The organism is Streptomyces sp. NPDC048416 (assembly GCF_043200435.1).
GTDB lineage: Bacteria > Actinomycetota > Actinomycetes > Streptomycetales > Streptomycetaceae > Streptomyces.
On the sequence record NZ_JBICXU010000022.1, the window covers coordinates 1 to 26,218 of the forward strand.

Annotated in this window: 28 protein-coding genes and 6 pseudogenes; 18 read left to right on the forward strand and 16 right to left on the reverse strand. The window is 68.2% G+C overall.

The window, feature by feature from the left end; translation table 11 throughout:
- Positions 1–218: 218 nt before the first annotated feature.
- The 3 genes and pseudogenes from ACGFW5_RS24450 to ACGFW5_RS24460 all read right to left on the reverse strand — a co-directional run bounded on the left by ACGFW5_RS24450 (position 219) and on the right by ACGFW5_RS24460 (position 2,332).
- Positions 219–1,076 (reverse strand): annotated as a pseudogene (locus ACGFW5_RS24450) (IS5 family transposase).
- A 165-nt stretch (positions 1,077–1,241) separates the two neighbouring features.
- Positions 1,242–1,562, reverse strand: coding sequence for a RacP protein (locus ACGFW5_RS24455; RefSeq protein ID WP_393836432.1), 321 nt, complete (start codon positions 1,560–1,562; stop codon positions 1,242–1,244).
- Between the two features lie 3 nt (positions 1,563–1,565).
- Positions 1,566–2,332, reverse strand: a pseudogene (locus tag ACGFW5_RS24460) (DUF6192 family protein).
- On the opposite strand from ACGFW5_RS24460, the gene ACGFW5_RS24465 reads away from it, so the two are divergent.
- The gene (locus tag ACGFW5_RS24465; protein WP_393836537.1) at positions 2,268–2,426 is read left to right on the forward strand and encodes a hypothetical protein; all 159 of its coding nucleotides are present in this window, start codon (positions 2,268–2,270) and stop codon (positions 2,424–2,426) included. The pseudogene ACGFW5_RS24460 and the gene ACGFW5_RS24465 sit on opposite strands and share 65 nt — an antisense overlap.
- A gap of 636 nt (positions 2,427–3,062) precedes the next feature.
- Here the strand turns inward: ACGFW5_RS24465 and ACGFW5_RS24470 are convergent.
- The 5 genes from ACGFW5_RS24470 to ACGFW5_RS24490 all read right to left on the reverse strand — a co-directional run bounded on the left by ACGFW5_RS24470 (position 3,063) and on the right by ACGFW5_RS24490 (position 6,648).
- Positions 3,063–3,806, reverse strand: coding sequence for a class I SAM-dependent methyltransferase (locus ACGFW5_RS24470; RefSeq protein WP_393836433.1), 744 nt, complete (start codon positions 3,804–3,806; stop codon positions 3,063–3,065).
- 160 nt (positions 3,807–3,966) lie between these two features.
- Positions 3,967–4,407, reverse strand: a complete 441-nt coding sequence (locus tag ACGFW5_RS24475) for a hypothetical protein (protein WP_393836434.1) — start codon at positions 4,405–4,407, stop codon at positions 3,967–3,969.
- Complete coding sequence (locus ACGFW5_RS24480; protein WP_393836435.1) at positions 4,404–4,817, reverse strand: nucleotidyltransferase domain-containing protein; 414 nt, start codon at positions 4,815–4,817, stop codon at positions 4,404–4,406. The genes ACGFW5_RS24475 and ACGFW5_RS24480 overlap by 4 nt, the downstream gene beginning before the upstream one ends.
- Before the next feature lie 51 nt (positions 4,818–4,868).
- Positions 4,869–5,810, reverse strand: coding sequence for a hypothetical protein (locus ACGFW5_RS24485; protein WP_393836436.1), 942 nt, complete (start codon positions 5,808–5,810; stop codon positions 4,869–4,871).
- The gene (locus ACGFW5_RS24490; protein WP_393836437.1) at positions 5,731–6,648 is read right to left on the reverse strand and encodes a hypothetical protein; all 918 of its coding nucleotides are present in this window, start codon (positions 6,646–6,648) and stop codon (positions 5,731–5,733) included. Before ACGFW5_RS24490 ends, ACGFW5_RS24485 begins: the two co-directional genes overlap by 80 nt.
- Positions 6,649–6,937: 289 nt before the next feature.
- On the opposite strand from ACGFW5_RS24490, the pseudogene ACGFW5_RS24495 reads away from it, so the two are divergent.
- From ACGFW5_RS24495 to ACGFW5_RS24530, 8 genes and pseudogenes are all read left to right on the forward strand, one after another.
- Positions 6,938–7,163 (forward strand): annotated as a pseudogene (locus tag ACGFW5_RS24495) (transposase); the annotation flags it as partial.
- Positions 7,164–7,176: 13 nt separating this feature from the next.
- On the forward strand, positions 7,177–7,584 hold the full coding sequence (locus ACGFW5_RS24500; RefSeq protein WP_393836438.1) for an MFS transporter: 408 nt from the start codon (positions 7,177–7,179) through the stop codon (positions 7,582–7,584).
- 1 nt (position 7,585) lies between these two features.
- Complete coding sequence (locus tag ACGFW5_RS24505; RefSeq protein WP_393836439.1) at positions 7,586–8,413, forward strand: MFS transporter; 828 nt, start codon at positions 7,586–7,588, stop codon at positions 8,411–8,413.
- A 405-nt stretch (positions 8,414–8,818) separates the two neighbouring features.
- Positions 8,819–8,947 (forward strand): hypothetical protein, encoded by a 129-nt coding sequence (locus ACGFW5_RS24510; RefSeq protein WP_393836440.1) that lies wholly within the window; start codon positions 8,819–8,821, stop codon positions 8,945–8,947.
- A gap of 24 nt (positions 8,948–8,971) precedes the next feature.
- Positions 8,972–9,253, forward strand: a complete 282-nt coding sequence (locus ACGFW5_RS24515) for a radical SAM protein (protein ID WP_393836525.1) — start codon at positions 8,972–8,974, stop codon at positions 9,251–9,253.
- Between the two features lie 46 nt (positions 9,254–9,299).
- Positions 9,300–9,449 carry a Tn3 family transposase gene (locus ACGFW5_RS24520; RefSeq protein WP_393836526.1) on the forward strand — a complete coding sequence of 50 codons (150 nt, stop codon included), beginning with the start codon at positions 9,300–9,302 and terminating at the stop codon, positions 9,447–9,449.
- Positions 9,450–9,487: 38 nt separating this feature from the next.
- Positions 9,488–9,964: pseudogene (locus tag ACGFW5_RS24525) on the forward strand (Tn3 family transposase); the annotation flags it as partial.
- 76 nt (positions 9,965–10,040) lie between these two features.
- Positions 10,041–10,565 carry a Tn3 family transposase gene (locus ACGFW5_RS24530; protein ID WP_393836527.1) on the forward strand — a complete coding sequence of 175 codons (525 nt, stop codon included), beginning with the start codon at positions 10,041–10,043 and terminating at the stop codon, positions 10,563–10,565.
- A gap of 145 nt (positions 10,566–10,710) precedes the next feature.
- On the opposite strand, the gene ACGFW5_RS24535 is transcribed toward ACGFW5_RS24530, so the two are convergent.
- Positions 10,711–11,325: a TetR/AcrR family transcriptional regulator gene (locus ACGFW5_RS24535; RefSeq protein WP_393836528.1), complete on the reverse strand. Its 615-nt coding sequence runs from the start codon at positions 11,323–11,325 to the stop codon at positions 10,711–10,713.
- On the reverse strand, positions 11,325–12,173 hold the full coding sequence (locus ACGFW5_RS24540) for an oxidoreductase (protein ID WP_393836441.1): 849 nt from the start codon (positions 12,171–12,173) through the stop codon (positions 11,325–11,327). The genes ACGFW5_RS24535 and ACGFW5_RS24540 overlap by 1 nt, the downstream gene beginning before the upstream one ends.
- Positions 12,174–12,812: 639 nt before the next feature.
- Between ACGFW5_RS24540 and ACGFW5_RS24545 the strand changes: the two genes are divergently transcribed.
- On the forward strand, positions 12,813–13,265 hold the full coding sequence (locus ACGFW5_RS24545) for a TnsA-like heteromeric transposase endonuclease subunit (RefSeq protein ID WP_393836529.1): 453 nt from the start codon (positions 12,813–12,815) through the stop codon (positions 13,263–13,265).
- Positions 13,266–13,481: 216 nt separating this feature from the next.
- Here the strand turns inward: ACGFW5_RS24545 and ACGFW5_RS24550 are convergent, their stop codons facing one another.
- Positions 13,482–14,042: a hypothetical protein gene (locus tag ACGFW5_RS24550; protein ID WP_393836442.1), complete on the reverse strand. Its 561-nt coding sequence runs from the start codon at positions 14,040–14,042 to the stop codon at positions 13,482–13,484.
- Between the two features lie 164 nt (positions 14,043–14,206).
- On the opposite strand from ACGFW5_RS24550, the gene ACGFW5_RS24555 reads away from it, so the two are divergent.
- The 3 genes from ACGFW5_RS24555 (at position 14,207) to ACGFW5_RS24565 (ending at position 16,850) form a co-directional block, all read left to right on the forward strand.
- On the forward strand, positions 14,207–15,004 hold the full coding sequence (locus ACGFW5_RS24555) for a Mu transposase C-terminal domain-containing protein (RefSeq protein ID WP_393836443.1): 798 nt from the start codon (positions 14,207–14,209) through the stop codon (positions 15,002–15,004).
- Entirely contained in the window at positions 15,001–16,083 is a 1,083-nt protein-coding gene (locus tag ACGFW5_RS24560) for a TniB family NTP-binding protein (RefSeq protein ID WP_393836444.1), read from the forward strand. Before ACGFW5_RS24555 ends, ACGFW5_RS24560 begins: the two co-directional genes overlap by 4 nt.
- 248 nt (positions 16,084–16,331) lie before the next feature.
- Positions 16,332–16,850 (forward strand): hypothetical protein, encoded by a 519-nt coding sequence (locus tag ACGFW5_RS24565; RefSeq protein WP_393836445.1) that lies wholly within the window; start codon positions 16,332–16,334, stop codon positions 16,848–16,850.
- A gap of 443 nt (positions 16,851–17,293) precedes the next feature.
- On the opposite strand, the gene ACGFW5_RS24570 is transcribed toward ACGFW5_RS24565, so the two are convergent.
- Together ACGFW5_RS24570 and ACGFW5_RS24575 are read right to left on the reverse strand one after the other, a co-directional pair.
- The gene (locus ACGFW5_RS24570) at positions 17,294–19,639 is read right to left on the reverse strand and encodes an ABC transporter permease (RefSeq protein WP_393836446.1); all 2,346 of its coding nucleotides are present in this window, start codon (positions 19,637–19,639) and stop codon (positions 17,294–17,296) included.
- Positions 19,636–20,379 (reverse strand): ABC transporter ATP-binding protein, encoded by a 744-nt coding sequence (locus ACGFW5_RS24575; protein ID WP_393836447.1) that lies wholly within the window; start codon positions 20,377–20,379, stop codon positions 19,636–19,638. Before ACGFW5_RS24575 ends, ACGFW5_RS24570 begins: the two co-directional genes overlap by 4 nt.
- Before the next feature lie 130 nt (positions 20,380–20,509).
- On the opposite strand from ACGFW5_RS24575, the gene ACGFW5_RS24580 reads away from it, so the two are divergent.
- From ACGFW5_RS24580 to ACGFW5_RS24595, 4 genes and pseudogenes are all read left to right on the forward strand, one after another.
- Complete coding sequence (locus ACGFW5_RS24580) at positions 20,510–21,391, forward strand: sensor histidine kinase (protein ID WP_393836448.1); 882 nt, start codon at positions 20,510–20,512, stop codon at positions 21,389–21,391.
- A gap of 44 nt (positions 21,392–21,435) precedes the next feature.
- Positions 21,436–22,200 (forward strand): response regulator, encoded by a 765-nt coding sequence (locus ACGFW5_RS24585; protein ID WP_393836530.1) that lies wholly within the window; start codon positions 21,436–21,438, stop codon positions 22,198–22,200.
- A gap of 59 nt (positions 22,201–22,259) precedes the next feature.
- A pseudogene (locus tag ACGFW5_RS24590) lies at positions 22,260–22,430 on the forward strand (peptidoglycan bridge formation protein FemAB); the annotation flags it as partial.
- A 956-nt stretch (positions 22,431–23,386) separates the two neighbouring features.
- Positions 23,387–23,767 (forward strand): hypothetical protein, encoded by a 381-nt coding sequence (locus ACGFW5_RS24595; protein ID WP_393836449.1) that lies wholly within the window; start codon positions 23,387–23,389, stop codon positions 23,765–23,767.
- A 69-nt stretch (positions 23,768–23,836) separates the two neighbouring features.
- Here the strand turns inward: ACGFW5_RS24595 and ACGFW5_RS24600 are convergent, their stop codons facing one another.
- Both ACGFW5_RS24600 and ACGFW5_RS24605 read right to left on the reverse strand, forming a co-directional pair.
- Positions 23,837–24,055 (reverse strand): hypothetical protein, encoded by a 219-nt coding sequence (locus ACGFW5_RS24600; protein ID WP_393836450.1) that lies wholly within the window; start codon positions 24,053–24,055, stop codon positions 23,837–23,839.
- Positions 24,056–24,173: 118 nt separating this feature from the next.
- The gene (locus tag ACGFW5_RS24605; protein ID WP_393836451.1) at positions 24,174–24,581 is read right to left on the reverse strand and encodes a hypothetical protein; all 408 of its coding nucleotides are present in this window, start codon (positions 24,579–24,581) and stop codon (positions 24,174–24,176) included.
- Positions 24,582–24,736: 155 nt separating this feature from the next.
- Here ACGFW5_RS24605 and ACGFW5_RS24610 point away from each other — a divergent pair.
- Positions 24,737–25,545 (forward strand): IS5 family transposase gene (locus tag ACGFW5_RS24610; protein ID WP_393836452.1). Its coding sequence is split into 2 segments (ribosomal slippage): positions 24,737–25,094 and positions 25,094–25,545, totalling 810 coding nucleotides; the frame shifts between segments, so codons are not numbered across the junction.
- Between the two features lie 21 nt (positions 25,546–25,566).
- Here ACGFW5_RS24610 and ACGFW5_RS24615 read toward each other — a convergent pair.
- Positions 25,567–26,157: pseudogene (locus ACGFW5_RS24615) on the reverse strand (IS5 family transposase); the annotation flags it as partial.
- Positions 26,158–26,218 lie beyond the last annotated feature (61 nt).

The following is a 26,218-nucleotide window of genomic DNA, read 5'->3' on the forward strand; positions in this document are numbered from 1 at the left end:
TCGGGCCCGGCGCGCAGCTACGGGCCGCCTGCGGGCTTCAGCTCCGTTTAAACGGGGCTTCGCGATGACCGCATGCCCCGTAGCCACGCCTTGAGAAGTTGTGTCACATCTCCTTTCCGCAGGTCGCGGCGTCATGAAGTGCTGTGGTGATCTCACTTGCCGTTCGGTCGGGCGTCGATGGTCGCTGTTCCGAACGGCAGCGGCAGCGTGCTGTTCTTTCAGGCGGCTGTGAGGGTGACCGTCGACGCCTCGGTCTGCCGGCGAAGGCGGGCCAGGCTGCGGGACATGAGGGTGATGAAGGCCCACTGGATGTGGGCTTCTGCGTGGGACATCAGGCGTTCGTAGTCCCTCGCGTTGCGCCGGGCCCGCATCGTCCATGAGTTGCTCCGTTCCACCACCCACCTCTTCGGTAGCAGAACGAAGCCCTTCGCGTCCTTGGGGCGGGAGACGACCTTGATGGTGATGCCCAGGTTGTTCTGGGCCTAGGTGCTGAACTCCTCGCCTCCATAGCCGTTGTCCGCCCAGACCAGGACGATTTCAGGGTGTTCGGCGTGCAGGCGGGTGAGCAGGATGCGGGCCGCGTCGCGGTCCTGGACGTCGGCGGGAGTGACCAGCAGGTCGACCAGCAGACCGTCCTGGTCAACCAGGAGATGTCGCTTCCTGCCGTTGATGTGCTTGTTCGCGTCGTATCCGCGTGTCGCGTTCGACACGGTTTCCGCGCCTCTGACGGAATGGGAGTCCACAATTACCCGGACCGGCCAGGGGCACCGTTGGCGGCGCAGCCGCAGCTGTCGGCGGAGCTGGTCGAGGATGTGCTTGGGTGCGCCGGCCTCTGCCCAGCGGGCGAAGTATCCGAACACGGTGCGCCAGGGGATGCCGAAGTCGGCGGGCAGCGCCCTCCACTTCGTCCCATTGTCGGTGATGTAGCGGATGGCGTCGACGACGCAGCGCCGGGGCCATTTCTCCGGGGCGCCGCCCTTGGGGGTCTGGCAGGCGGGAGTCGGAAGGAGTGTCTTGAGCAGGGCCCATTCGAGGTCGCTGGTGTCGGAGGGGCAGCGGTAGCGGGGCAGCAGCATGACGGTGCCGGGCCGCGACCGGTGGGTGGGGCCAACTGCGGGGCGGTCGCGGCCCGTTGCCTCTCGTGCTCCGGCTCACTGCAGGCTGGCCAGCAGCTGAAGGGTGGATTCGATCGCACCCATCTGCGCCATGACCGTGCGGATGTCGGGGTCGTTCGGGGTCTTCTACTGGTGCGGGAGGAGGGTCCCGGCGATGAAGTTCTCCACCCGGTGGTGGACGGTCTCGAAGAACGCCCGTTCATAGCCGATCCACACCTCCGGCGCCCCGTCCAGCATCCGATACCCCCATCGTTCGTCCCAGGTCACGGGGGGAAGGCCCTTCGCCGCCGCGACCTGGCGCAGATGCGCGAGCCCGGTGTGGACCTGCGCGCGGGTGCGTTCGGTGGCGGCCATCAACTGGACGATGGTCAGACCGGCGGGACGCGCTTCCAGCAGGGCGCTGAGGATCGCCTCGGCGTGGACGTGAGCGGGGACACCCCGCCCCATCGCCTACTCACCCGAGCCCTTCAGCAGCTTCTCCAGCTGCTCGTCCAGGTCGACCTCGCCGCGGGTCACGGCGTTCGCGATCCAGTCGGCCGCGGCGCGCACACAAGCAAGCCCCCGCCCGATCGTCTCCCGCTCGCCGTCGTCGTAGTGCTCGCCGCGCAGGTTCGGCACGATCCTCCCGGCCGTCGCGACGAACTGTGCGCAGGCCGCGACCAGGTCCATGAACTGCGCGCTGTGCTCCATTCGCTTCAACTGCGGGGCCGCTTCCTCGTGCACGAACTGGGCCTGCTGGCGGAACCGGTCGAACTGCGCCTCATTAACGGCGTGCCGGGCGGTGTCATCGGCCATGGCCTTGTTGGCGACCGCCGGACGGCGCGGGAAGCCGGTGGTCACCACCGCAGCGACCGCGTCGTCGGTGGCCAGGTCGTGGATCGCCTCCACCTTCTCCTGCACGCTCTCCGGGGAGTCGACCCACCACCCGTTTCGCGCTGTCGTGTGGCCACCTCGGCGGACCGCCGCGCGGGTTGGGCGGGGGGGGTGTTGACCGCCTCGAACCGCTCCTGGTCATCGGGGATGCTGGCCAGGACTTTGTGGATGGTGTGCGAGACGTCAGCCCGCCGACGCTCCTTCGACCAGCGCGAGGACACCCGCCGGTAACTGCGGACTGTGGTGTGGGCCAGCCCTACGTCTTCGGCGAACATCCGGATGGCCTCGCTGACCGTGAACAGGTCGTCCTTCCCGGACGGATTCGCACCCCCATACGAGCGCATCGGCTCGATCTCCATGGCCGCGTCACCGAGACGCCACTGGGCGCTGCTCGTCGTGGCCACCCAGTCCCGCCCCAGCTTGACCAGCTCGTCGTAGCGATCCCGGGTCACACTGCCGACGTTTCCGGACATCCGCATTCCCCCCCCACGGGCCCGGCGCGGCACCCTTCATGCCGTCAACTCGCCTCGAACAGCTGTTACTTGGCACCATCCGGCGCCCTCCGGCCGCTTGCCAGAGCGCACACCCCGGCGCGTGGAGCGGTCCCGGCCTGGTGTGACACGCGGTCTCACACCCCGCCCCGTTCCTTGCGCCCCTGGTGCCATGCCCGTTTGCGGCAGCGGGGAGAGCAGTACCGTGCCGAGGCAGGATGTTCCACCCCGACCGTCCAACTCACACCGCACTCCTGACAGTTCGTCGTCCGAGCCGTCTGGACCGCCTCGGCTCTCGCCCTCGTGAGCCGAAGTCGGCGCCAGCGCCGCGAACGACAAGCCGACGAACAGAACACCGCCGCCGCCCTCGCCGACGGCATCAGTGGACCACCGCACCCCCGGCACAACCGCGGCCCGGTGTCGTCGTCCCTGACCACGACCAGCCGCAGCCGGGGCACCCCGTCCCTGTCCCTACGGCCACCGTACGAAGCGATGGTGCCGCCGGGAATCCCGGCGGCCTTTGAGTGAACCGTCGAACTGCCAAAGTACGCGGACGCCAGATCAAGCCGATGAGGGGAGACGGCTACCGCGTTGGCGGGATTCGGTAGACGGAGACGTGAGAACGCGACTCGGCGGTGAATGCGGCGCCGCCCCAGTCCGCATGCCTGCTCTCCAGTTCGAATCCGGCAAGCTGGGCCATAAGGTCGAGTTCGGCCGGCCAGATGTAGCGGTGAGGGCTCCGGAACAGCTGTGCCTGCTTGGTCTCGTCGAACCGGAAGTGGTGCGACACGACGTGCTGGCGCAGGACGTCGTAGGTGTCCAAACCGATGCAGCCGGGGCCGGACTGCCAGACGGTGGCCGTTTGGCCAGGCGGGAGCTTGCGCAACTCGGGTACCCAGAGCTCGATCACGAACCGACCACCAGGCGTGAGGTGGCGGGCAGCGTTGCGGAAACACTCGACCTGCTCAGCCTGGGTGAGCAGGTTCGAGATCGTGTTGTAGACGAGATAGACCAGGCTGTACTTCCCGGGGGCGACCGTAGTCACCATGTCACCAATGACCACGGGGACCGTCGCTTCGTCCGCCTTGGTTCGCAGTTGCTCCACCATCGGCAGTGACAACTCGATGCCGGTGACAGGGACTCCCCGCTCGGCGAGCGGGACAGCTACCCGGCCGGTCCCGATGGCGAACTCAAGAGCTGCCCCTTCCCCTGCGAGATGTGTGAGGCGGTCCACGGTCGGCCCCAAGGTATCGGGCGCGAACATGCCGGTGCCGGGCGTGTCATACCGCTGGGCAGCCTCAGCGTCCCAGATCTTCTCCTGTTGCATCCCATCAACGCTCGCCGTCGGCCTATGCGTTGTCCAGCGAATTTTTGCACCGCTCAGAGAAGGGATCAGATAGGCGCGCAAGCCTCAACCGAGGCGCATCCTCCTTGTCATGTAGCCCTCAGGAACAGCTTCTGAAGCTCCCTCGGGTATGGGCGCTGCGTCACAGCCGGGGCAGGGCGGAGCGGTCCTGGACGGTGATGTGGAGGGTGTGCAGGGGCTGGGTCCGCGTGGGGCGAACGACCTCGAACCAGTCGGTGCCCTCCTGCAGGTGGTGGGAGATGCTGCGGTGGTGGCTCCAGCCGAATCCGATGCCGGTCTGCCAGGTGGTGCCGCTGTAGCGACTGCCGATGACCGGTTCCCCGTGCAGGTAGACGGAGTCGAGCGGGCGGGAGTTTGCTTCGAGGTGAGCGAGGACGGCTGCCGCGGTGCGGCGCAGCGGGCTGGTCTCGCTCCAGCGGGTGAGGGCTGCGGGATGGGCGGGTTCGGCGTCGGGGAGCTGGAGTTGGCGGATGGTGGCGGCCTTGCGGTCGACCAGGTCGGTGAGATCGATGCGGACTGGGCGCGGGACCCAGCGGTCGATGCCGTCGAAAGCCTCGATCATGTGGTCGCGCGGAGCCCGGCCTGCCTCGGGGTCGGGGTGATGGCGGCGAGCCGGGCACGGGCGGCATCGACGGGTTCACCCCGTGTCCACAGCAAGGTCAGCTCGAACCCTTCCGCTTCGAGGGTCCTGCGTTCACCGAAGTGGATCTGCAGGCCGCGGCTGTTGCCCTTCAGGGCGCGCTTCATCGAAGCGGAAGGGTCACGGCCGTAGGACAGGGCGTGGACAAACTCGGAGACGAGACGGTCGTCCCTGCGGTGCTCCACGACCAGATCGACGTCCGAGGGGTTCAGTGCACCGCGGGCGTAAGAGCCGAAGACGAGGATCTCGTCGACGAGGTCCAGCGGCCAGCCGCCCCCCTCCAGCCGGTCGAGCATGTCGTTCAGCAGCGTGGTGGCGCGCTCGCGTTTCACGGAAGACCTCCGCTGGTCGATTCGGATGCCGGTGCCTTGGGCTTGCGGGTGTCAGCCGGTCTGCCGGGGGACGGCGGGGGCTCGAGAGATGATCGTGCTGAGGGTCCCGGTGTAGGTGGTGCCCAGTTCGGTCACGGTCCCGGGAAAGGGTCCCGGGCCGTGGCAAACGGCGCTGACGTAGTTCTCCGGCAGGAGCACGCGGTCGCCGACTTCGAGCGTGCGGGGGCCCCTCCAGCGGTATCCGTAGCCGTCGACGGTGACGTCCTGGTCGCCGTCGACCTCGAAGCGGCGGTTCTTGGCGTCGAGTTCTTCCCGCAGGGTTCGTATCTGGCGCTCGAGATGTTGGATCTGTGCGGCCTCTGAGCGTTGTCTCCACTCTCTTTCTTGCGTCCGGCCGGTCTCAAGGCCCTGCCGATATGCCTCCACGAGGGCTTTTTCGTGGTCGGTGGTGTGCAGTTGCAGGCGAAGCCTGGGCCTGAGAACTGCACACGGCAGGGAGTGCCGGACTTGGTCGGGCGCCCGCAGGGCCGGTGATGTACCTCTTCGAACACGGGGATTCCTCACCAGGTGTGGTGTACGGCAACGGTGTGGGCACGGTGGCGGCAGTGAGGGCACCGGCTGGGAGATGGCCTGCGGGATGCAGGCGGGAGCGGCGCGGCCCGCCTGGGTGCAGGCCAGGGTGAGGAGTTGGAGGTAGAGGGTTTCGGCGTTGTCGTGCCAGACCTGCGGCGCCCTCTCGGCGGTGTCCCGGGCAACGGCGGCCCGGGCCGTGGCAAGGACTGCCTGGAGTCGGTCGGGACGGGATCCGAGCAGGAACCGGGCGAGCCGGGCAGCGTCGGCCTCACGGTCGGCGCCCTCGCTCCAGGGCTGGGAGGCCTCTTCGTACACACGGCCTCGGGCTCTGGCGCAGTCCTCACGCCCGCCGGGTTCGGCGCCGAGGGTGCGGTGGCGGTCGCTGGTGCAGGCCAGCCTGGTGTCCTTCGCGAGGTCCATGTCGCAGTCCTCGTCGTCGCTCTCGATCCCGTCGATGACGTCCCGACCTGCTGGCGTTCCTGTGAGGACAGGACGCTCGCAAGTGCTTCCGCAGCCGCCTGGGCTTCGGACCGGCGGCGGGCTCGAAACTGCCGCCCCAGGCATGGGATGCCGCTTCTCCCTCCGCCTTCTGGAAGGCCACGTCGATGGCTTCGAAGGTGTACGGGCTCCAGGCGTGCATCATCAGGATGATTTCCTGCAAAGCGCGCTGGGCGGCCGGGGCTGTCTCCTCCGCGGTACCGCTGCTGTGGCGGCGACGCGTTCCGCTCATCCAGTCGGTGAAGGTTCCAGGCCGGCGGGAGTCGGACAGTTGCGCATCCGCGAACCAGCGTGCTGCCCTCACGACACAGGCATGTGCGTGCTGGATGGCGGCGTACCAGCCGACCAGCGCCTCGCGGTAGTCATCCACATGCCGGTCCTCGGCAAAGGTGCCGGTCTGCGTACGGCAGTGCTGCGGGCATTGCGCCGCGACCCGGTAGAGAGCGGCACGGGTCTCAGGGAACGTCAGCAGAGCGGCATCCAGGTGCTCATATCTGGGGCCTCGGTTACGGCGCTTTTCGAGCCCGTGGTCAAGGAAGACCTGGAAGCGGGGTTCCTCACGCCAGTGGGCCGCGGCGCTGCGGACACTGAAGTCGCTCTGCCACGCCCCGGTCGCGATGACCTCCCGCAGAGACGAAGCCACGTCCCGGCGCAGGCCCGCACCCCATGTGATGAGAACCGGCAGGCACTGAGGATCGTCCCCCAGCGCGGACATCACCAGATCGATGTCGTCGTGACGGTGAAAATGACGCTGGAACACGAACGCCCCCTGAATGCAACAGACCCCAACTGCCTCCGCACCAAGGCATGGAGGCACTTCCCCATCTTGCACGAGGGGTACGACAGCGCACCGGTGGACGCTAAAAACACGCTCTCGTCCATGATTCAATCCAAAGCAGGGCGGGATTCACCAGCCCCAGCCACTCGTTCCTGACCGTGCACCGCAAGGGGCGCCGACGCTGCGTAGGCCGTGCCGCTTACTGATCGTTTCAGAATGCACTTTGCCTGGTGGGCTATGAGTTGGGTGATGTGTCGGCAGGATCTACTGTGTGCCTGCTGATCTCGTGTCTGATGACCTGTGGGAACGTTGGTCCGCTGCTACCGGTTCGTCCGCCCCGGCGGCACCGGTATCCCGGTCGGTTGCCGGTGGACGACCGTGACGCGCTTCGGTGAATCGTCTACGTACTGCTCAAGGGTGTGAGCTGGTGGGACGTTCCCGCGGAACAGATCGGCTGCAGCGGGGTGACGGCCTGGCGGCGCCTTCGGGACTGGACTGGGAGCCGATGTCTTGCGCGGCACCATCCTGGCAACCTTGGCCCTGGCGCCCGCGCGATTCCCGGCGGCGGGGATCGCAGGACTGACGCTGATAGTCGGGCTTGGGGAGGCGGTCTTCGTCCCCGCCTACACCGCGGTGTTGAAGCAGGTCGCGCCGCCGAGCGAACTGCAGTCGGCCAACGCACTCACCGCAATGGCCCGCAACGGGGCGCAAGTTGCCGGACCGGTCCTGGCTGGAGCCATGGTCGCGGGAGCGGGAGCCCAGGCGGCCCTGACCGCCGACGCGGCGACATTCGCGGTGAGCGTCGTCACGCTGGCAGTTCTGGTTCGGCATCCCTTCCACTCGCGGCAGCGCCACGATTCCTCTCAGTCGAACAGCTCTTCTGGCCGGGGTTCGAGATACGGGCCCGACCCTGGCTGACGTGGAGCATCGCCGGCGCGATCGCGGCACTTTGCCTCGGGCTGGCTCCTTTGCTGATCCTGCTGCCGTTGCTGGGGAGGGACTACACCGACGGCTCCGGCGGCTACGCGGTCCTGCTGACGGGTTTCGGCGCCGGAACGGTTCTGGGCGCGGTCGCCCCTGTCCGGTTGAGCGGCCCCCGCCGGGGGGGGCGGGCCAGCTGGGCGTTGCGGCGGTAGGGCTCCCCATGTTTGTTCTGGCAGTTCCCGGCCCCGTCGTCGTGGCTGTGGTGGCCGTCGCGGTGGCCGGGGCGGGCTATGGATTGTTCGGTGTCGTGTGGACGACGGCGCTGCAGGAACAGGTCCCCTCTGAAGTCCTGGGACGCGTCGCCGCGGTGGACACTGCGCTGGGGCTGGGAGCAATGCCGCTGGGGTATCTCATGGGCGGGCAACTCGCCCACGGCATCGGCCTGCACCAGAGCCTGGCCCTCCTGGCCCCGGCCGCCGTCATCGCAGGCCTGGCGCCACTCGCCGTGTCATCCGTGCGGCGGTTACAGCCTTCACGGAATGAAGACAGAAGAGACGGATCCTGCCCACTCCCAAACAGGTTCGTAGCACCGGCAAGTACACATCTCTCACACAGGAAGGGAATCCTCCACTTCTGCTCCGGGGTTTCCCCGGGGCCTGGCCGATTCCGCGCCTCACCGGGCAGGGTAAAAGCCCCTCCTATCCTGGTAGGAGCACTGCCACATATCCGGAAGGCAATAGTCGATCTCGCATATGGCTCAATCTGGCCCTCAGTTCGAGGGCGCCTTTGTACCCCCAAGCCTGCACTGAAAACCCCCAAGTGATTGCTTGACGCTCGGACTGTGGAGGTCGACTATCGCTCGAGTCAGACCGGGAATCACCCCCGAAGAATCCAACGAAGGAGAAAGAAATGACGACTCTCACCACCACCACGACCCGCGACGCCAACTCCGACGTTATCGCCAACGAATCCTGCTGACCTGCTTATCGCAGGTCAAACTGTGCGGCGGCTGCCAATGAGCCGCCGCACAATCCGTTCCCGACGGCTTTGCCCTACCGCAAGCTGCCTCCAGTGACGCCGAAAAGCACGACTACCGGAGCACATCGTGAATTTACGTCTGAGCTCATACGCAATATTCGGCAACAGGGTCTACAAGGGGAATCCGGACCCTCTTCGCCTTGTGTACGTCACCTCTGCGGCTCAACTGCACACACTCTCCGTTTCCACCGTGCGAGCACTGGAAAGCGGAAGCGTCGACCGCATCTCACCCCCCGACCGGCAGAACCTCGTCACGGCCGGCATCCTCACGGCCGACGAACCCGACATCGCCGCCCGCCAGCGCATCGCCTCCCAGTAGACCGCGCAGCGCAAATTCACGCTTCTGCCCACCTCCTACTGCAACATGGGCTGCGAATACTGCGGACAGGAGCACACCAAGGGCGCTGTTCGAGGTCGGCACCGCGATGCCGTCGCCGACAGGGTCGACCGCGCCATGCGGTCTCCTGGCACCCGCCGCATCCTGGTCAACTGGTTCGGAGCTGAACCCATGATGGCCTACGCGATCATCCGGTCCCTGTCGACCACCTTCCTGACCTCCGCGCGGCGGCACGGCAGCGACTATCACGCCCGGATGATCACCAACGGCTCCCTTCTTCGCCATTAAGGGCGAGATCGAGCGAGGCTGGGGCACCATCGACCTGCTGGATATCCTGAAGTACGCCGAGTTCGACACCAACTTCATCTCCGAGTTCACCTCGGTGGCAACGAGGGAGAACCTGTCCAAGGACGTGCTGCGGCGCCGCCTGCTGTTGGTGCTGTTCGGGCTGGGCACCAACATGGGCATCAAGCGGGCGCGGTGACCGGCAAGCACGGGGAGTCCGAGGCGACGCTGCGCCGGGTGCGGCACCTGTTCGTCAACCGGGCCAACATGCGCGCCGCGCTGGTGAAGCTGGTGAACGCCACCTTCGCCGCCCGCAACGAGCTGTGGTGGGGCAGCGGCACCGCGTGCGCCTCCGACAGCCGCAAGTTCGGCGCCTGGTCCTCGAACCTGATGACCGAGTGGCACCAGCGCTACCGGGGCCCCGGCGTGATGATCTACTGGCACGTCGAGCGGAAGTCGGTGTGCATCTACTCCCAGCTCAAGTCCTGTTCGGCCTCCGAGGTCGCCTCAATGATCGAGGGCGTCCTGCAGCACTGCACCGACATGGAGGTGGACCGGCAGTACACCGACACCTACGGCGCGTCCATCGTCGGCTTCGCCTTCGCCCACATGCTCGACTTCAAGCTGATGCCGAGGCTGAAGAACATCGGCTCCGCGAAGCTGTACCGCCCGGCGGCCGGGGAGGGCGACAACTGGCCCCACCTGGCGCCGTTGCTGTCCACCAAGACGATCAACTGGGATCTGATCCGCCAGCAGTACGACCAGATCGTGAGAAACCACCGCCCTGCGCCTGGGCACCGCCGAAGCCGAGCAGGTCCTGCGCCGCTTCGCCCGCGGCGGCCCCAAGCACCCCACGTACCAGGCGATCGAGGAACTCGGACGGGTGGTGCGTACGGCATTCGTCTGCGCCGACCTCTCCGACGTCGAACTGCGCCAGGGGATCCACGAGGGCCTGCAGGTCGTGGAGAACTGGAACTCCGCGAACAAGGACCTCTTCTACGGCAAGGACGGCGACCTGGCCGGGGCAGACAAGGCGTCCCAGGAGGTGTCGATGCTCGCGCTGCATCTCCTCCAGTCCGCCCTTGTTCACGTCAACACGCTGCTGATGCAGCAGGTCCTCGCCGACCCGAAGTGGGCTGACACCGTCACCGACGCGGACCGGCGGGCGCTCTCCCCGCTGTTCTGGACCCACGTGAATCCCTACTGCCGGTTCGAGCTGGACATGAACAGACACCTCGACCTGGACCTGACCGCCCGGGCCCCCGTGCCCGCGCCGCGCGCCCCCCAGGGCAGATTAGCGGAGGCCCCGGAGTGAGGAGCTGGGGCTCGGATCGCCTACGAACAGCATCTGGCCACCAGCGCCCTCGCCGCATAACGACGCGAACAGGTGTCCACTTCACTGGGCAGGGCCCGACCGGAACTTCATGGTTCCGCGCCTCACCGCGTCCATGGCAGATACCTCAGGTGGTCAGACCGGCGCTGGTCAGCCAGATGTGTTCGCATGTCGCCGACGCATCTTGGAGCTTCTCGGGGGATTCCTGCGAGGCGTGGTAGAAGGTCCGTTCGATCATCCAGCACAGGACGCGTGCCATCGCTGCGGCCTGGTCCGGTGCAGCGCCGGCCTGGATGCCGGCGCGTTCCAGGACGGCGGTGATAGCCGCGATGAACAGGTCAGCTGTGTGGTTCCACAGCTCGCCGATCTCCGGCACGGTCAACGACAGGTCGATCGCCGTGCGCATGACCAGGCCGTGCTCATTCCACAGCTCGACCGTGCGCTGCATGGCTGCCGCGATGGCCCGGCGCGGCTCGTCGGCCTCCGCGGTGGTCCTCGACCGCTCCCACAGGTGCTCGACGGTCCGGGCCACGAGTGCCGTGACCACTTCTTGCTTGGAACCGTAGTAGAAGTACAGCGCGCCGCGGGTGATGCCGGCGCCTTGGGCGATGTCGCCGACGGTCATGGCGTCGTAGCCCTTGTGCGACAGCAGGGCCTCGCAGGTGTCGAGGATGGCCCGCTCCCGGACGTCGCCCTTGCGTTCGGCGGCGCGACGGCTCCGCGTGGGGTGGTGGCCGGGCATCAGAGCTGCGCGCCGTCGGCGAAGTCGGTCGTACGGGAGAGTGCCTCCCATGCGCGGATGTCCTCGTCCACGGCCGTGCGGGCGGCGGTGACCAGCCGCAGCGCGTCCGAGCCCAGGACGAGGTGGGCCGGCGGGCGCTCGACCGAAGTGATGTGCACGAGGGCGTCCCCGGCTTTGGCCGGATTGCCCAGCTGGTTGCCGCTGGCCTTCTGCCGCGCTTCGCGGATCGGGGTGAACAACTCGTCGTAGTCGTCGACGGTCCGCGCGGCGCGTGTCATGGACCGTCCGGCCCAGTCAGTGCGGAAGGATCCGGGCTCGATCGCCGTCACGTGGATGCCGAACTGCGCGACTTCCTTGCCCAGCGCTTCGAGGATGCCTTCCAGGGCGAACTTGCTGCCACAGTAGGCGGACATGCCGGGCACGGCCATGAGCCCGCCCATGGAGGTGACGGCCATCAGGTGTCCGCGGCGGCGTCGGCGCATGTGGGGCAGCGCCGCCCGCAGCGTGGCCACCGCCCCGAACACATTGACCTCGAACTGCCGCCGCACCTCGGCCAGCGGGGTTTCCTCGAAGGTTCCCTCCAGGCCGTAGCCGGCGTTGGCGACGACGACATCCAAAGGGCCGACGCTCTGCTCCACCTCCGCGACCACACCGGGGACGGCGTCATCGTCCGTCACGTCCAGCAGGCAACCGTGAGCGTTACCGGGCCTGAGCTCTTCGAAGGCCCGCAGGCCCTCCTCGGAGCGGACTGTGCCGACGACGGTATGACCTGCGGCCAGGGCGGCCTCGGCGAAGGCACGTCCGAGGCCCGTGCTGACGCCGGTGATAAGCCAGTTCTGCTTGTGCACTGTTCCTCCAGAGAGGCCTTGTGAGGAGCCGGACCGCTCCTCCATCAGAAAGTCTACGCCATGTCGATTTTTACCGTCACCATGTCGATTCTGGTAGTGCTCACGGGGTGGAGTACTCAAAGTCATCCGCGTGCCCGGACCGCGGTGCCTTCTCATCGATTGTGTGACTGAGGCAGCCCAGTTAACTGCGGTGATGCAGGTAGTTGAGAATGCTGTGCGCCGTGGTGAATGCCATCCTGACCTGCTGCGATGCAGGTTGGTTGAGAAGAGTGCAGGTGCAGCGAGAACGCTGGTTTGTTTGGACGACGTAGGAACGGTTTGATCTTGTTGGTCGGGTCTGGGTGGTTGTCGTGTGATGTCGAAGGCTGCGGATTGAATCTTCATTTTGCGGGGGAGCTTGCGGGTTGAAGAGTTACCTTGCGGCGAGGGTGAGGGTTGGCCGGTGGTCCGTGCGTCAGAGGTCCTGCCGGGCGGTTCTGCTGGACCGCCGACGACCGGGTTCGAGGTCGCGTACGTAGCCCCGGACGGGTCGGAGTTGCGGCGCCCGTTGCCGGACGCGTGGGCGGTGTGGTTCGAGCACGCCCTTCCCGTACGCGCCTTCGCGTCGTACCGTCGGCAGCGCAATCTGCCGGGCCTGTGGTGGTCAGCGACGATGGGCGGACACGTCGGGTACGAGTCCTGGCTGGAGCGGGACCAGGTGGTGCTGCTGGACTTCGATCCGGTGGTGGTGGGTGGGGCTCCTCCCAGCCGTTCTGGCTGTTCTGGTCGGCAGCCAACGGGCGTCCGGTCTCGCACGCGCCGGACTGCTTCGCCCGTCGCCGCGACGGGTCGGCGGTGGTCATCGACTGCTGCCCGGCCGAGCACCGCGGTCCCCGCGACTGCGCGAAGTTCGAGGCGATGGAGGCGGCATGCGCCTCGGTGGGGTGGGAGTTCCGGCTGTTTGACGCCCCGGTCCCGGTCGTGGTTGGCAACGTTCGGTGGCTGGCGGGTTACCGGCATCCCCGGCACCGGGTGGAGCCGGTCAGCCCTGCTGCTGCGGGAGGTGTTCGCCGAGCCGCTGCCGCTGATGGACGGTGCCGGGGCGGCGGGTGAGCCACTGGCGGTGTTGCCGGTGCTCTTTCACCTGCTGTGGTCGCAGGGGCCGGCGGTGGAGATCTCGACGCCGCTGCATACCGGTTCGCTGGTCTCGCCGGGGGTGAGCCGATGACCACGGGCGGGGGCTCGGTGCTGCGGCCGGGCGACTGGGTCGCTTTCGACGGCGGCGAGCATCAGGTGGTGGCGCTGGCCGGAACGGCGGTGCGGCTGCGGTCAGCTGGTGGGGCGGAATCGGTGGTGCTGGCCTCGTTCTTGATGGCGGCGCCGGATTTCGCTGTTACCGGCGCCGAGCCTTTGCCGGAGATGGAGCCGTTCGGGCTGCTGGAGACGTGCCGGAGCCGGCGCGGGCAGCGGCGGTCCCGTGGCAGCGGCACGTGGTGGAGGTGGAGACCGGGCTGCCGCCCGGCGCCGAACCCCGGACCGGCCCGGGGAATAGGTGAAGATCGACTCCACCCCGCTGGACGTGATGGTGGTTTTGGACTCGGGGGTGCCGCGCGGGCTGATCTGACGATCGCGGTCGATGTCGCCACCCGCACGAATCTGCGCGGCGGTGCTGCGGCCGGTGGGCACGAAGGCGGTGGACGCCTTGCCGCTGCTGGCGCGGATGCTGGTGCCGGAGCCGATGCGGCCGGGCTGGTCGGGCTCGTTGCGGATGGCGGCTTCTCGGATGCCGCACCTGCGGTTGCTGGGCGTGGACGCGCGAATGGAACAGGCCGCCGCGAAACCGGTGATCGTGCCGGACACCGTCGTCATCGACGGCGGGAAGGTGTTCATCTCCGACACGTTTCCGACACGTTCATCCGGGCCTGCGACCGTCTCGGGGTCTCGGTGCAAGGGTCAGGTCCACGGACCCCGACCGACAAGGCCATCGTGGAGGCCACATTTGTGGCGATCAACACGCTGTTCTGCCAGCACCTCGCGGGCTACACGGCCGGGATGTGATCAGCCGTGGCGAGCGCGTCGAGCAGGCGGTGGTCTGGACGATCCCCGAACTCCAGGAACTGCTGGAGCTGCTGGAGCTGCTGGAGCTGCTGGAGGAATGGCTACTGGCCGGGTGGCAAGCCAGGCCGCACGACGCTCTGCGCGACCCTTTCCGGCCGGGAAAGGCGATGTCGCCGGACGACAAGTACGCCTCTCTGGTCGCGGCGGCCGGCTACCTACCGCTGGTGCTGCGCGGGGAGGACTACCTGGAGCTTTTGCCGATGGCTTGGCGGGCCATCAACGACTACGGCATCCGCATCGCTCATCGCACCTACGACGCGCCGGAGCTGGGGCGGTGGCGGCGGCAGCACTCCGGCCACGCGGCCAAGCGCGGGCTTTGGGAGGTGCACTACGACCCCTATGGCCTCTCCCGCGTCTTCATACGCACCACCGGCGGTTGGATCACCGCACCGTGGGTGCACCTGCCGCTGGTGAACGCACCCTTCGCTGACTTCACCTGGGACCACGCCCGCCGCCTTGCCGCCGTGGCCGGCCTGGACGACGCGAACGAGGCCGCCGTCGCCCGCGTCCTGGACGCGCTGCTGACCCGCGCCGAACACGGACCGGACAATCCGCTCTACCCGGGTCATCGCACGCACCCGCACCGCCGCCGCCCTCCCCGGGCCCACCGCGGCACCCGAGGTCGAGAACACGCCCGGCCCCGAGCCCGTTCCGCGGCGACTGCGTCGCCGGCCGCGGAGGTGGTGCCCTTCGGGGTCTTCGACGCCCACGCCGGAGCCGAAAGGTGGCTATGAGCACGCCCACGACCAGGACGCCGCAGACGGACACCGACGAACTGGCCCCGCCGGACTCACCGCTGACCACCAAGGCGGGCTGGCTCCGTTACGTCGAACATGAGACCCACCCGCCGAAGCTGCTGACCGCGACCGAGCGGACCACCCTGAGCGCGCGGGAACGGGCGAGGGGGGACGAGTCACGGCGGGAGTATCACGCGGACCTGCCGCTGGTGAACACCCCGACTATCCGCAAGGTCATCTCCACCGCCCGGCTGCTGATCCAGCTCAACCGCCATCAGATCTCCGCCCGCCGCGGCGTGATCTTCTCCGGCGCCTCCGGCACCGGGAAGACGACCGCGCTCACGCAGCTAAGCCGCGCGCACGAGCTGGCCACGCGCATGCGCCACCCGCACGACCGCGTCCGGTTGCCGGTCGTCTATGTCACGGTCCCGCCGGCGGCCACACCGAAGATGCTCGCGACGGAGTTCGCCCGCTTCTTCGGGCTGACGTTCCCGTCCCGAGCCACCCACACCGACATCGTCGACGCCGTCTGCGCTACCGCCGACCAGGTCCACGTGGACCCGGCGCTGGTCGACGAGCTGCACAACCTCAACCTCGGTTCCCGGGCCGGGGCGGAAGCCTCCGACCAGCTGAAGTACTTCGCTGAGCGTCTGCCCGCGACATTCGCCTACGCGGGCATCGACATCGAGAGTCAGGGCCTGTTCGCCGGAACCCGGGGCCGGCAGATCGCCGGACGTTTCGTTGTCATCCCCGTCGCCCCGTTCTCCTACGCCACCACCGGCGACAAGGAAGCATGGCGGGGCCTGGTCAGCACCCTGGAGTCGACGTTGCGCCTCCACGAGCACGCCCCGGGCCCGCTGAGCGCGCTCAGCGGCTACCTCTTCCATCGCACCGGCGGCATGATCGGCAACCTGTCCCGGCTCATCCGCGGCGCCGCCGTGCTGGCCATCGAGGACGGCAGCAGATCCATCACTGAAGAGCTTCTGGAACTCGTCCCGATCGACTTCGCGGCCGAGCAGTCCGATCAGCTCACCGCCCCCGCCAAGGCGAAAGGGCGGCGGAGGCGCGCGGCCTGATGCTCCTGCGCACGCTGCCCGACCCTGTCCCGCCCGCCCGGCACGAGATTCCCCCGTCCTGCATCAGCCGCCCTGGCCACCCTCCACGGCCTGGACATCAACGGCCTGTGGTCACAGGTCACCGAGCCCGCCCATCCTGGGGCCGGCCGCCGCGTCGTCGTTCCCGAACGGCTCGCCGCGCTGACCGGTGGACCGCCACCTACGACGCGGTACTGACCGCCCTCATGCTCTGCGCGCACATCTGGTCCGTGGACGGACGCCCGTCCAGCGCCGTGTTCGGCACCTGGGACACCTGGGACGACCGCCTCGACATCCTGATCCCGTTCGACCAGGAGAAGCAGGACTACATCACCTACAGCACCTCGCGGATGTTCGCCGCGGTCTATCCCGAAGCCGTCACCCTCGCACCATTGGTCACCTCGCCCTCCTGGCGACGGCTGGCCGGTGGCACCAAGGCCGAGCAGGCCCGGTTCTTCAGGGAGGTCGCAGGCCGCGTCACCTACCCCTACAGCCCGCCCGACCGCGGCGGCGACGCCATCGCGCACGGGGCCCTCGCCGACTCCTGGCGCCCGCCCAGCAGGCCCCTGACCACCTGCACACCCGGCCGGGTCCGCGGCGCCCTCCCCGGCCTCGCGGCGCACCGGCTCACCCGTCACGAAAAGAGCGCGATGTGGTTCAGTCGCAGTCGCCGGGACCAAGGCCGCACCCTCCTCTGCCCCGGTCACCTCAAGCCGGCCTCCCCCGCGACCGCGAACCCCAGTACGTGAAGTGGGAAGGCACCATCTGGCACAGCACACGCACCGACGGCCTCATGCAGGAAGAGGTCAGGAAGAAGCGCCGAACACTCGAAGAAACGGAACCTCGTCTGCCGCGCCGGCGCACGTGTTGAACGACTCTCTGCATGAGTACGAAGGCCGGGGTTCGCGGCACTCGCGATGAGCATGATCTGTGATCTTGCTGGGCGGCCTGCTTCTGCTTCGTTCGCGGCGACACCGTGTGCATGAGGAACTTATGGACAGGGTTTGGGATTGTCCGTTGTCCACGACGAAAACGGGGTCGGATCCCCCGACATGAGGGACCCGATCCCATACATGCGTTCAGTCCTGGCAAACGCACGCCGACGCGGTCTTGGTCTCCGACCCAATGAGGCTGGGGCCAACGGAGGTCTCGTCTGACGCGTCGACGCCGCAGCAGGGACGACCGCCGGCCGTCACTCGGTGTGCAGGACGCGGGCGATGGTCTGCCGGGCCGCCGCACGAGCCGGCAGCACCGCACCCAGTGCGGCAATCGCCACCCCGGCCAGCACCAGCAACGTCATCATCCCTGGGTGCCACACGTCCAGCATCCGAGCAGGGAAGGTGAGTTGGGCAGCGTGCTCGGTGATCGGGATCACCACGTGATACGAGGCGACTCCGAACGGCAGTCCCAGAATCCCGCCGACCAGCCCGAGTCCGGCCATGGACACCACCATCATCACCGTGACCTGTCGTGGCGTCATGCCGATGGACTTGAGCATCCCGAGGTCGCGCTGACGCTCCCGTGCGTTGAGCACGACGGTGTTGAACACACCCATCGCGGCGACCAGCGTCAGCATCAGGGTCAGCGCGGACGCGGAGCTGATGACGGTCACGGCGTCCGCGTTCAGCATGGTGTTTTTTGTCGGGTACAGCCCCGGGTCGGCGGCTTGTACGGCCTTCGTGTAGGCGTTGAAGTCGGCACCGCGGGTGAGGTGCACCCAGTACTGGTTGGCCTGCGCGTCCGGTGTCAGGGCGGTCACCGTCGACCAGTCCGCGCGCATCCAGTCCTCCGGGCCGGCCAGGATCTCCCCGACCAGGGTCACGCGCTCCTGGCGGCCGTCCGCCGCGGTCAGGGTGAAGGAGTCGCCGAGCCGTAGCCCCTGTTTGGCGAGGAATCTGCCGGAGGCCACCACTTCGCCGGGTCTGCTCATCCAGCGGCCCCGCGCCAGGCTGTCCGGGAGAGTGGACCGTCCCCCGCGCACGCCCTCGATCGCCACTCCTTCGCTCCGGCCGAGGATCCGTACGTTGATGAAGCCCACTGCGGCCACGTCTGCGACATCCGGCAGAGAGCGCAGGAGATTCTGCGTTGCGGCGTCGTTGTGGCGCGGGGCGGTCTGGTCGAACCTGGTCTGTCCTCGCCAGACGGTCGACTGTGCCGTGCCGTAGTCCTGTTCCGCGTGGCCGTAGGAGACCATGGTGGCCGACAGGCCGGTGGCGAAGGTCACCGTGGCCACGCCGAGCAGGACCGAGGCGACGGTGAGCAGCGCCCGTCCGGGCCGGGCGAAGGGCAGGCCCAGGCCCAGAGTCACCGAGCGCGGCAGCCGCACCCCGCTCAACCACCGCTGCACCGCCGGTCCCCGTCCGCCGTGCGGTGCGCTGCCCGCGCTGATGGCGCGTGCCGCGGAGAGCCGGTGTGCGCGCAGGGCCGGGATCAGCGCGGCCAGCAGTACCGTCAGGGGCATGCCGAGTGCGGCGGTCGCGTACGCCCAGGAGCTGACCGCCGGGTGCACGGTCGCGGTGCCGAGCTTTGCGCCCTGGAAGACCTGGTGCAGCAGCGGCGGCGCGACCACCCCGCCCAGGGCCGTGCCGACCAGCGCGCCCGCCGTGGCGGGGACGCAGACCATCACCAGGTAGACCGCGACGACCTGTCGGGGCGTGAAGCCCAGGGACTTGAGTACACCGATGTGCCGGAAGCCGGAGACGACGGCGCCGCTGACCACGTTGCCCACGATCAGGACGGCCACCAGCAGGCCGAGGATCCCGAAGGCCAAGAGGAACGGCACGAAGGCGTTGGGATTGGCCGCGACCTGCGCCTTCAAGGTCAGGTACGACTGATGCGCGACCAGCGATCCGGACGGCAGATCGACGCTCACCGCCGAAGTGTCCTCACTGATCTGACGGGCTGTCGCGGCCCGGTCGAACCGGTAGAGCATCTGGTATGTCGTGGGGTGCAGGGACGTGATCTGCTGCGGGGAGACCCATGCCTGCGCGGTGCCGCTCACGCTGGAGGCGAGGCCCACCACGGTCAGGGGTCGATGCCCGGGCAGTTGGATCCGTTTGCCGATCGGCGAGTGCGGCCCGTTGCCCATCCCGGGCGCGTCCGGCAACGCCAGCACGATCTGGCCCGGGCCGGTGGCCCAGTGCCCGGCGAACAGGTCCAGTCGGTCGACGTCGCCACCGGGGTCCGCCCGCCCGACCAGTGTCAGGGGGCCGGGCGCCATCCCGGGCAGCTGGGACGCCGCGCTTTGCGGCATGTCGATCACGGCTTGCGAAAACGGCCCGGCCCAAGCCCGTACACCCGGGCGTTCCGCAGTCCGCCCCAGCTCCGCGCGGGAGACCTTCGCCGCGTCGAACGTGGCGACGACGTGCGCGCCGTGCGCCTGGCCGAAGATCCGGTCGAAGGGACCGGACACGACGTCGAGCAGGCCGAGGGCGACCACCAGGGCCGTGCTGGAGACGAGGACCACCGCCGCGATCACGGAGGTCTGGAGCCGTCGGCGGCGCACGGCCGCGCGGGAGGCCCGCCACACCGCGCTCATGCCGACCGATCCAGGGTCCGCTCGCTGGTGATCCGGCCGTCCGCCATCATCACCAGGCGGCCGGCGCAGCGGGTGGCCAGCGTCTGGTCGTGCGTCACCAGCAGCAGGGTCTGGCCGAGTTCGTTGAGGTCGATGAGCAGGTCCATCACCTGCTCGCCCGCGTGGCTGTCCAGCGCGCCGGTGGGTTCGTCCGCGAGCAGCAGCGCGGGCCGGTTCATCAGCGACCGGGCCACCGCCGCGCGCTGGCGTTCGCCGCCACTGAGCGCGGCGGGGTAGACGTTCTGGCGGTCGGCGATGCCGAGTTCGTCCAGCAGTTCCAGCGCCCGGCGCCGGGCCTGACGGGTGGGCGTTCCGGTGAGCTGTGCGGCCAGGGCAACGTTGTCGATCGTGGGCAGGTCGTCGATGAGGTTGAAGAACTGGAAGATCATGCCGATCCGGCGGCGCCGGAAGAGCGCCAGCCCGGTCTCGTTCATCGCGCCGAGGTCCTCGCCGTGCACCCGCACCCGGCCGGCGCTCGGCCGGTCAAGGCCGGCGATCATGTTGAGCAGAGTGGACTTGCCGCAGCCGGACGGCCCCATCACCGCCACCGCCTCTCCTGCGCCGATATCCAGCGACACCCCGTTCAGGGCGACGGTGTCGCCGTACTCCTTGCGCAGGCCGCTCACCCGGACTATGTCCTGCTCGTGCACGGCGGCCGGACCGGCCTCCGCAGTCGTGCCGCTGATGTCTTCGGTGGTCATGACAGGGACGGTAGGCGGCGTGGGCGGCCCCGAGCGTCAGCCCCCGGAGGTATCCCGCGGCGGCCGTCATCCCGGCGATGTACGAGGTGGACCCGGAGAGGGACGCCCGCTCCTCGATGCGGCTGGCACGATGGACGACGTGTGGAGATCGGAGACGGGCTGGCTGCTCATCGCCCTGGCGACCGTGAGCCTGGCGGCGACCGGAGGCGCCACCCTGCTGCTGGCACGCGCTCGCCGCCGCTACCGCAAGGTCCTGGAGGACCGGCGCTGGCTGCTGGAGCGCGAGCGGGAGGCTGCCGCCAGCACGGCGGTGGCGGCCGAACGTGCCCGTATCGCCCGGGAGTTGCACGACATCGTCAGCCACAAGGTCAGCCTGATGATCGTACAGGCGACCGCCGCCCGCGAGGTGCTCGCCGCCCTGCCGGACGCGGCGGACACCGCGCTGCAGGCCGTCGAGGGTGCCGGACGCGATGCGATGACCGAACTGCGGTACCTGCTCGGCCTGTTGGCACCGTCTCCCAACGGCGACGACGACCGGACCGAGCGCGACAGCGCGGGCGACCCCTCCGCACTCGCACCCCAGCCGAGCCTGAGTCAACTGGGCACCCTGGTCGACCGGATCGCCTTCGCCGGCCTCCCGGTCGAGGTGCGCATCTCCGGGGAACCGCGCCCGTTGCCGCCCGGCATCGACGTCACCGCCTACCGGATTGTGCAGGAGGCGCTGACCAACGCCCTCAAGTACGGCGACGGCGGCACGGCGATCGTGATGGTGCGCTATGCGGACCACGGTCTGCGGGTCGAGGTGCTCAACAGCGGGCCGAGCGTGCTGTCGGCCGGCCCCGCGAGCACGGGAATCCGATCCGGTGGCCACCAGCGCCGGAACGACGGAGCGGGACACGGCCTGATCGGTCTGCGCGAGCGCGTCGCCGTCTACGGGGGCCACTTCGACGCCCGACGCCGCGTGACAGGCGGGTACCGTGTCCGCGCACGCATCCCCCTGGAGCGCCCGTGACCCAGCCCGCCGCCGACCGCCGCATCCCCCACGCCCCGAACCGGATCCCGAACACCCAGGAGCCAGGACCGTACCCGAGCAAGGAAACCGTCGCCCCGCGAGTCCTCATCGCCGACGACGAGGAGCTCATCCGAACCGGCTTCCGCCTCATCCTCACTTCGCGCGGCATCGAGGTCATCGGCGAGGCCGCAGACGGCGCACAGGCCATCTCAGAAGCCGAACGGCTACGCCCGGACGTCCTCCTGATGGACATCCGCATGCCCGAACTGGACGGCCTGGAAGCCGCCAAGCGGATCCTGCGGCTACTCCCGCGCTGTCGAGTCCTCATGCTCACCACGTTCGACCTCGACCGCTACGTCTACGCGGCGCTCGCCGCCGGGGCGAGCGGATTCCTACTCAAGGACGTCACCGCCGCCCATCTCGCCGCGGCGGTACGGCTGGTGAACACGGGCGACGCGCTGCTCGCCCCCTCGATCACCCGCCGTCTGGTCGAACGCTACGCGACCACCCACGAGGCCGGCCGAGCCGGGGCGGCTCACCGGCCCGCCACTGCGGCGACCGTGGACCGCACGCCCCCGCTTCACCGCGACCTCGCTCCGCTAACACCCCGCGAACGCGAGGTGCTGGTCCTCATGGGCCGGGGCCTGTCGAACTCCGAACTCGCCGACACCCTCGTCCTCAGCGAGGCCACCGTGAAGACCCACGTCGCCCGGATCTTCGCCAAGCTCACCCTTCGCGACCGCGCCCAAGCCGTCATCCTTGCCTACGAGACGGGCCTGGTCACCCCCGGCAGCTCCACCGCCGAGTGACATTCCTTCCCCGATACGCAGCATCGACGCCCGCCAATCCTCTTCTCACACCGATCTGCTACGCCTTCCGCGGCAGCACCGACACCCTGGAGGAGAGCAACCACCTGCTGGGACTGCTCCGGTTCAAGGCCGGCACCGGCGGCGGGGCCGTCGAATACCTCGGCGCAAGGGACTACCCGCTCAACAAGGTCCCGCACAAGGCCCTCGACCTCTACATGCCCCGGCGTTGACACTGCGGGTCACATGCATGACGAAAGAGGGGACCACGGAAACCGCAAGATCGAAATTCACGCACCGCCCTGACGGCCCGCAGCGCAAACCTTCGTCATCCAGGTAGTCACCGGGCGCTCCCGCAGAGTCGAACTGCAACGGACGGCGGTGCTGAGTGGCGACGGCGGGCCTCCGTCGACCCTCGTTTGTATGACGCTGCGTCAAGGTGCGGATGTGACTGCTGGGTTGTGTGGGCGCCGGGGGCTCGGCGGCCAGATGGTGAGGACGTGTGGTGGGGGGCGGGTGAGCCCTGACGCCCTCGCTCGCTCTTTATCGAAGTACCTGCCGATGTGTGATGGGTTCTGTGCTTTGGGGTGGTGGATGTTGAAGCGGCGAGACGATGGGTTGGCTGACAGGACCAGGCTTCGGAGGGTCTGTGGAAAAGCTCGTCACCGCTGCCGATCATGTGCATGATCATGCGGGAGATCGTCGTCGGCGGTTCGTGGCGCCTTCGGAGTTCCATGTGCCGGACTCCGGAGCCCGTGCGGCTGTGATGGACCAGTTGTACGATGCGGCGCTGGATGGCTGCCAGGAGTGCCGATCGGTTCTGCTGGATCGCGCGGCTTCGGATGCTCAGGCGGTCAGCAAGTTGGTGGAGTGGTCCTGTCTGATCGTTTCGGAGGTGCACGGGAGGTTCCCGGGGGAGCTGTTGGCGGGCGACGAGCCGGACGGGGCTGTTTTTCAAACCTCGGTTGCTTTCCGCAGACTTGCCCAGCGGTGGGCCGGCGGGGCGCAGGGTGTGCAGGCGGGCATCACGAGCGCGGACTGCACCGTGCCGGAACGGAGGGAGGCGGCTGACACGGCGGTCGCCCTGGTGGCTGAGCGCGGAGGATCAAGGGGGCCAGGAACCGCTCAACATCGCCCCCCGGGGAGATGCAACTGAGGGCACAGAGCGGGCACTAACGCCGAGCAGGCTGTGATCTTCATGTTGCAGCCCCTGACCATGAAGATGGAGCCAGCAGACGGCGTCGTGGAGGTGCAGGACGCTGTGGAGTTCCTCGTGCGCGAAGCGGGAGGGGTACCCCTGTCGACGGCGACGTTGTTCGCCCCTGAGCGCACGGCGGGGTGGAGCGCCCAGCTGCGCCTGCCTGGCGACATGCTGCTCGTTTCCTTCCCCGACGGACTCTGCTTCTACGACGGGACCATGCCGACGACGTCAGCGTGGAGGAGGGCTGTCGCTGCGACGGGAGACGTTGCGATCATTACCGGGCCGATGACCGATCCGACGTGTGTGGACGGCGCGATCTGGGCTGGCCGGGCCTCCTGTGTGCGGGTGCCGTTGACCATTGACGAGTAGTCGGCTGCCGCGGCACTCTCATGTTGCCGGTGCTGCAGGTCGTGGCCGGAGCGTGGGTCCGGAGCGCGTTCACCAAAGACCGGCGGTGTCCTCGCCGGCGGGCAGGTTGAGGTAGGCGGCAGCATCACGCAGAACGTCGGCGGTGAGGGCCTCGGTGCGGTCGAGGATCGCGAGCTGGGCGGCCATGGCGACCAGTGGAGCGAGGTGTTCCATGAGCCCGTCGGTGATGAGGTACAACGCTTCCTGGTACTGCAGCAGAGCTTTGGGCTCGTGGTGGATGAGATGCACTTTGGCTGAGAGCGTGGCGACTGCGCTGACCCATTCGTCGGGGTGTTCGCCGCTGCACTGCGGGAGCCGGTTGGCCCACAGGGTGGGGACCGCGCGGGGCCGCAGCGAGACGGTGACCTCACCGGTGCGGCGTAGCCGGGATCCGGGCGGTGCGGGCTTCGCGCAGGATGTCGCTGGAGCCGATCCCGCTCCAGAAGATGGTCAGGGACAGTTCGTCGGCGAGGTAGTCGAAGAAGTCGAACGGGGGCTGCAGGTCTTCGGTGGGCAGCCGGTCGATGCCGTCGATCAGGCACAGGCGGGTACGGCTGCTGCGCATCATGTGCAGGGCGGGTCCGGTGAAGTCCTTCATGCGCAGGACGGGCCGGCCCTCGGCGTCAGTGCGGTAGAGATCCCATCCCAGGAAGGTAGTTATGGCGGCGGACCAGTCGGCCGGTGCGCCAGGGTCGGGCGGGGTGTTGAGGCAGAGCACGGGGATGATGCTGTCGTCGATGCCGTGCAGTTGTTCCAGGCGGCCTTGATAGCCCACACCCTGCCGAGCTCGGCTTCCCGGGCCCCAACGCCATCCACTACTACACGGACATGCGAACGATCACTGAAATGCCTGAAGCGTGCCAAGCGGCCGGCCTTCCTGACGACCGCTAAGACGACGTTTCTTTTGGTGGAGCATGTCGTTGGGTTGGTGTGACGTGTCTTGCTGAGCTTCTGGTCTCGGATGAGTTGTGGGAGTTGTTTCGGCGGGTGGTGCCGGAGTCGGTGGTGGTGCGTCCGCAGGGTGGAGGTCGTCGGCGGGCCGGTGACCGTGAATGCCTGACGGCGATCGTGTTCATGGCCACGTCGGGGTGTGCCTGGCGGCAGTTGCCGCCGGTGTTCGGACCGGCCTGGCCCACGGTCTACAGGCGTTTCGCGCAGTGGAGCCAGCAGCGTGTCTGGGCACGGCTGCACCGCGTCATCCTCGACGAACTCGGAGCTCAGGGGGGATTGGACTGGTCACGATTCGCCGTTGACTCCGTCAGTGTCCGCGCCCTCAAAGGGGGCAGCTGACCGGACCGAATCCGACCGACCGCGGCAAAAGGGGATCGAAAATCCACCTCCTCGTCGACCGTGCCGGCTTGCCCGTCTCTGTCGCCATCTCGGCCGCCAACACCCACGACAGTCTGGCCCTGCAACCCCTGGTCTTGGGAATCCCCCCGGTGCGTAGCCCTCGCGGACCACGGCGTCGTCGGCCCGCCAAACTCGATGACGACAAGGGCTACGACTATCCCCACCTACGGCGATGGCTCCGCGAGCGGAACATCATCCCTCGCATCGCCCGCCGCGGCATCGAGAACTCTGAGCGTCTGGGCCGGCACCGCTGGGTGGCGGAGCGCACCATGTCCTGGCTTGGCGGATGCCGCCGACTCCACCGGCGCTACGAACGCAAGCCCGAACACTTCCTGGCCTTCACCGCCATCGCCACCAGCCTCATCAACCACCGCCGACTCACCAAGTGAAATGGCGTCTAACTGATCGTTTCAGAATGAGGTTCTGAGTCGTCTCAGGCAGATGATGCTGCAGGCGAGTTGGAGGAGTGCAAGGTGGAGGTCGCCGTGCATCTCGTAGCGGATGCGGAGTCGTTTGAACTGGTGGAGCCAGGCGAAGGTCCGCTCCACCACCCAGCGGGTTTTGCCCAGGCCCGAGCCGTGTGGTGTGCTCGGCGGCCGATCTTCGGGGTGATTCCTGGAGCGCGGATGAGGCGCCGGTACTTGTCGAAGTCGTAGCCGCGGTCGGAGAACAGTCGCCGGGGCCGGTGGCGTGTCCGGCCGCGCAGGCCACGGATGTGGGGAATCGAGTCGAGCAGCGGCATGAGCTGGGTGACGTCGTGGCGGTTTCCGCTGGTCACAGAGACAGCTAGTGGGATTCCGTACCGGTCGACAATGATGTGGTGCTTGCTGCCGAGGCGGGCACGGTCGACCGGCGACGGTCCCGTGTGCGCCCCCCCCTTTGAGTGCCCGGACGTGTGAGCCATCGATCGCGGCATCATCCATATCCAGCATATCCAGCAGGCCGGACTTGCGGAGTTCCGCCAGCAGGACCTCGTGCAGGCGGGGCCAGACCCCCGCTTCAGCATCGCGACCACCGGAGAGAGCCGGTCTGCCAGCCAGCCGCCCAGCAGCGATGCCACCG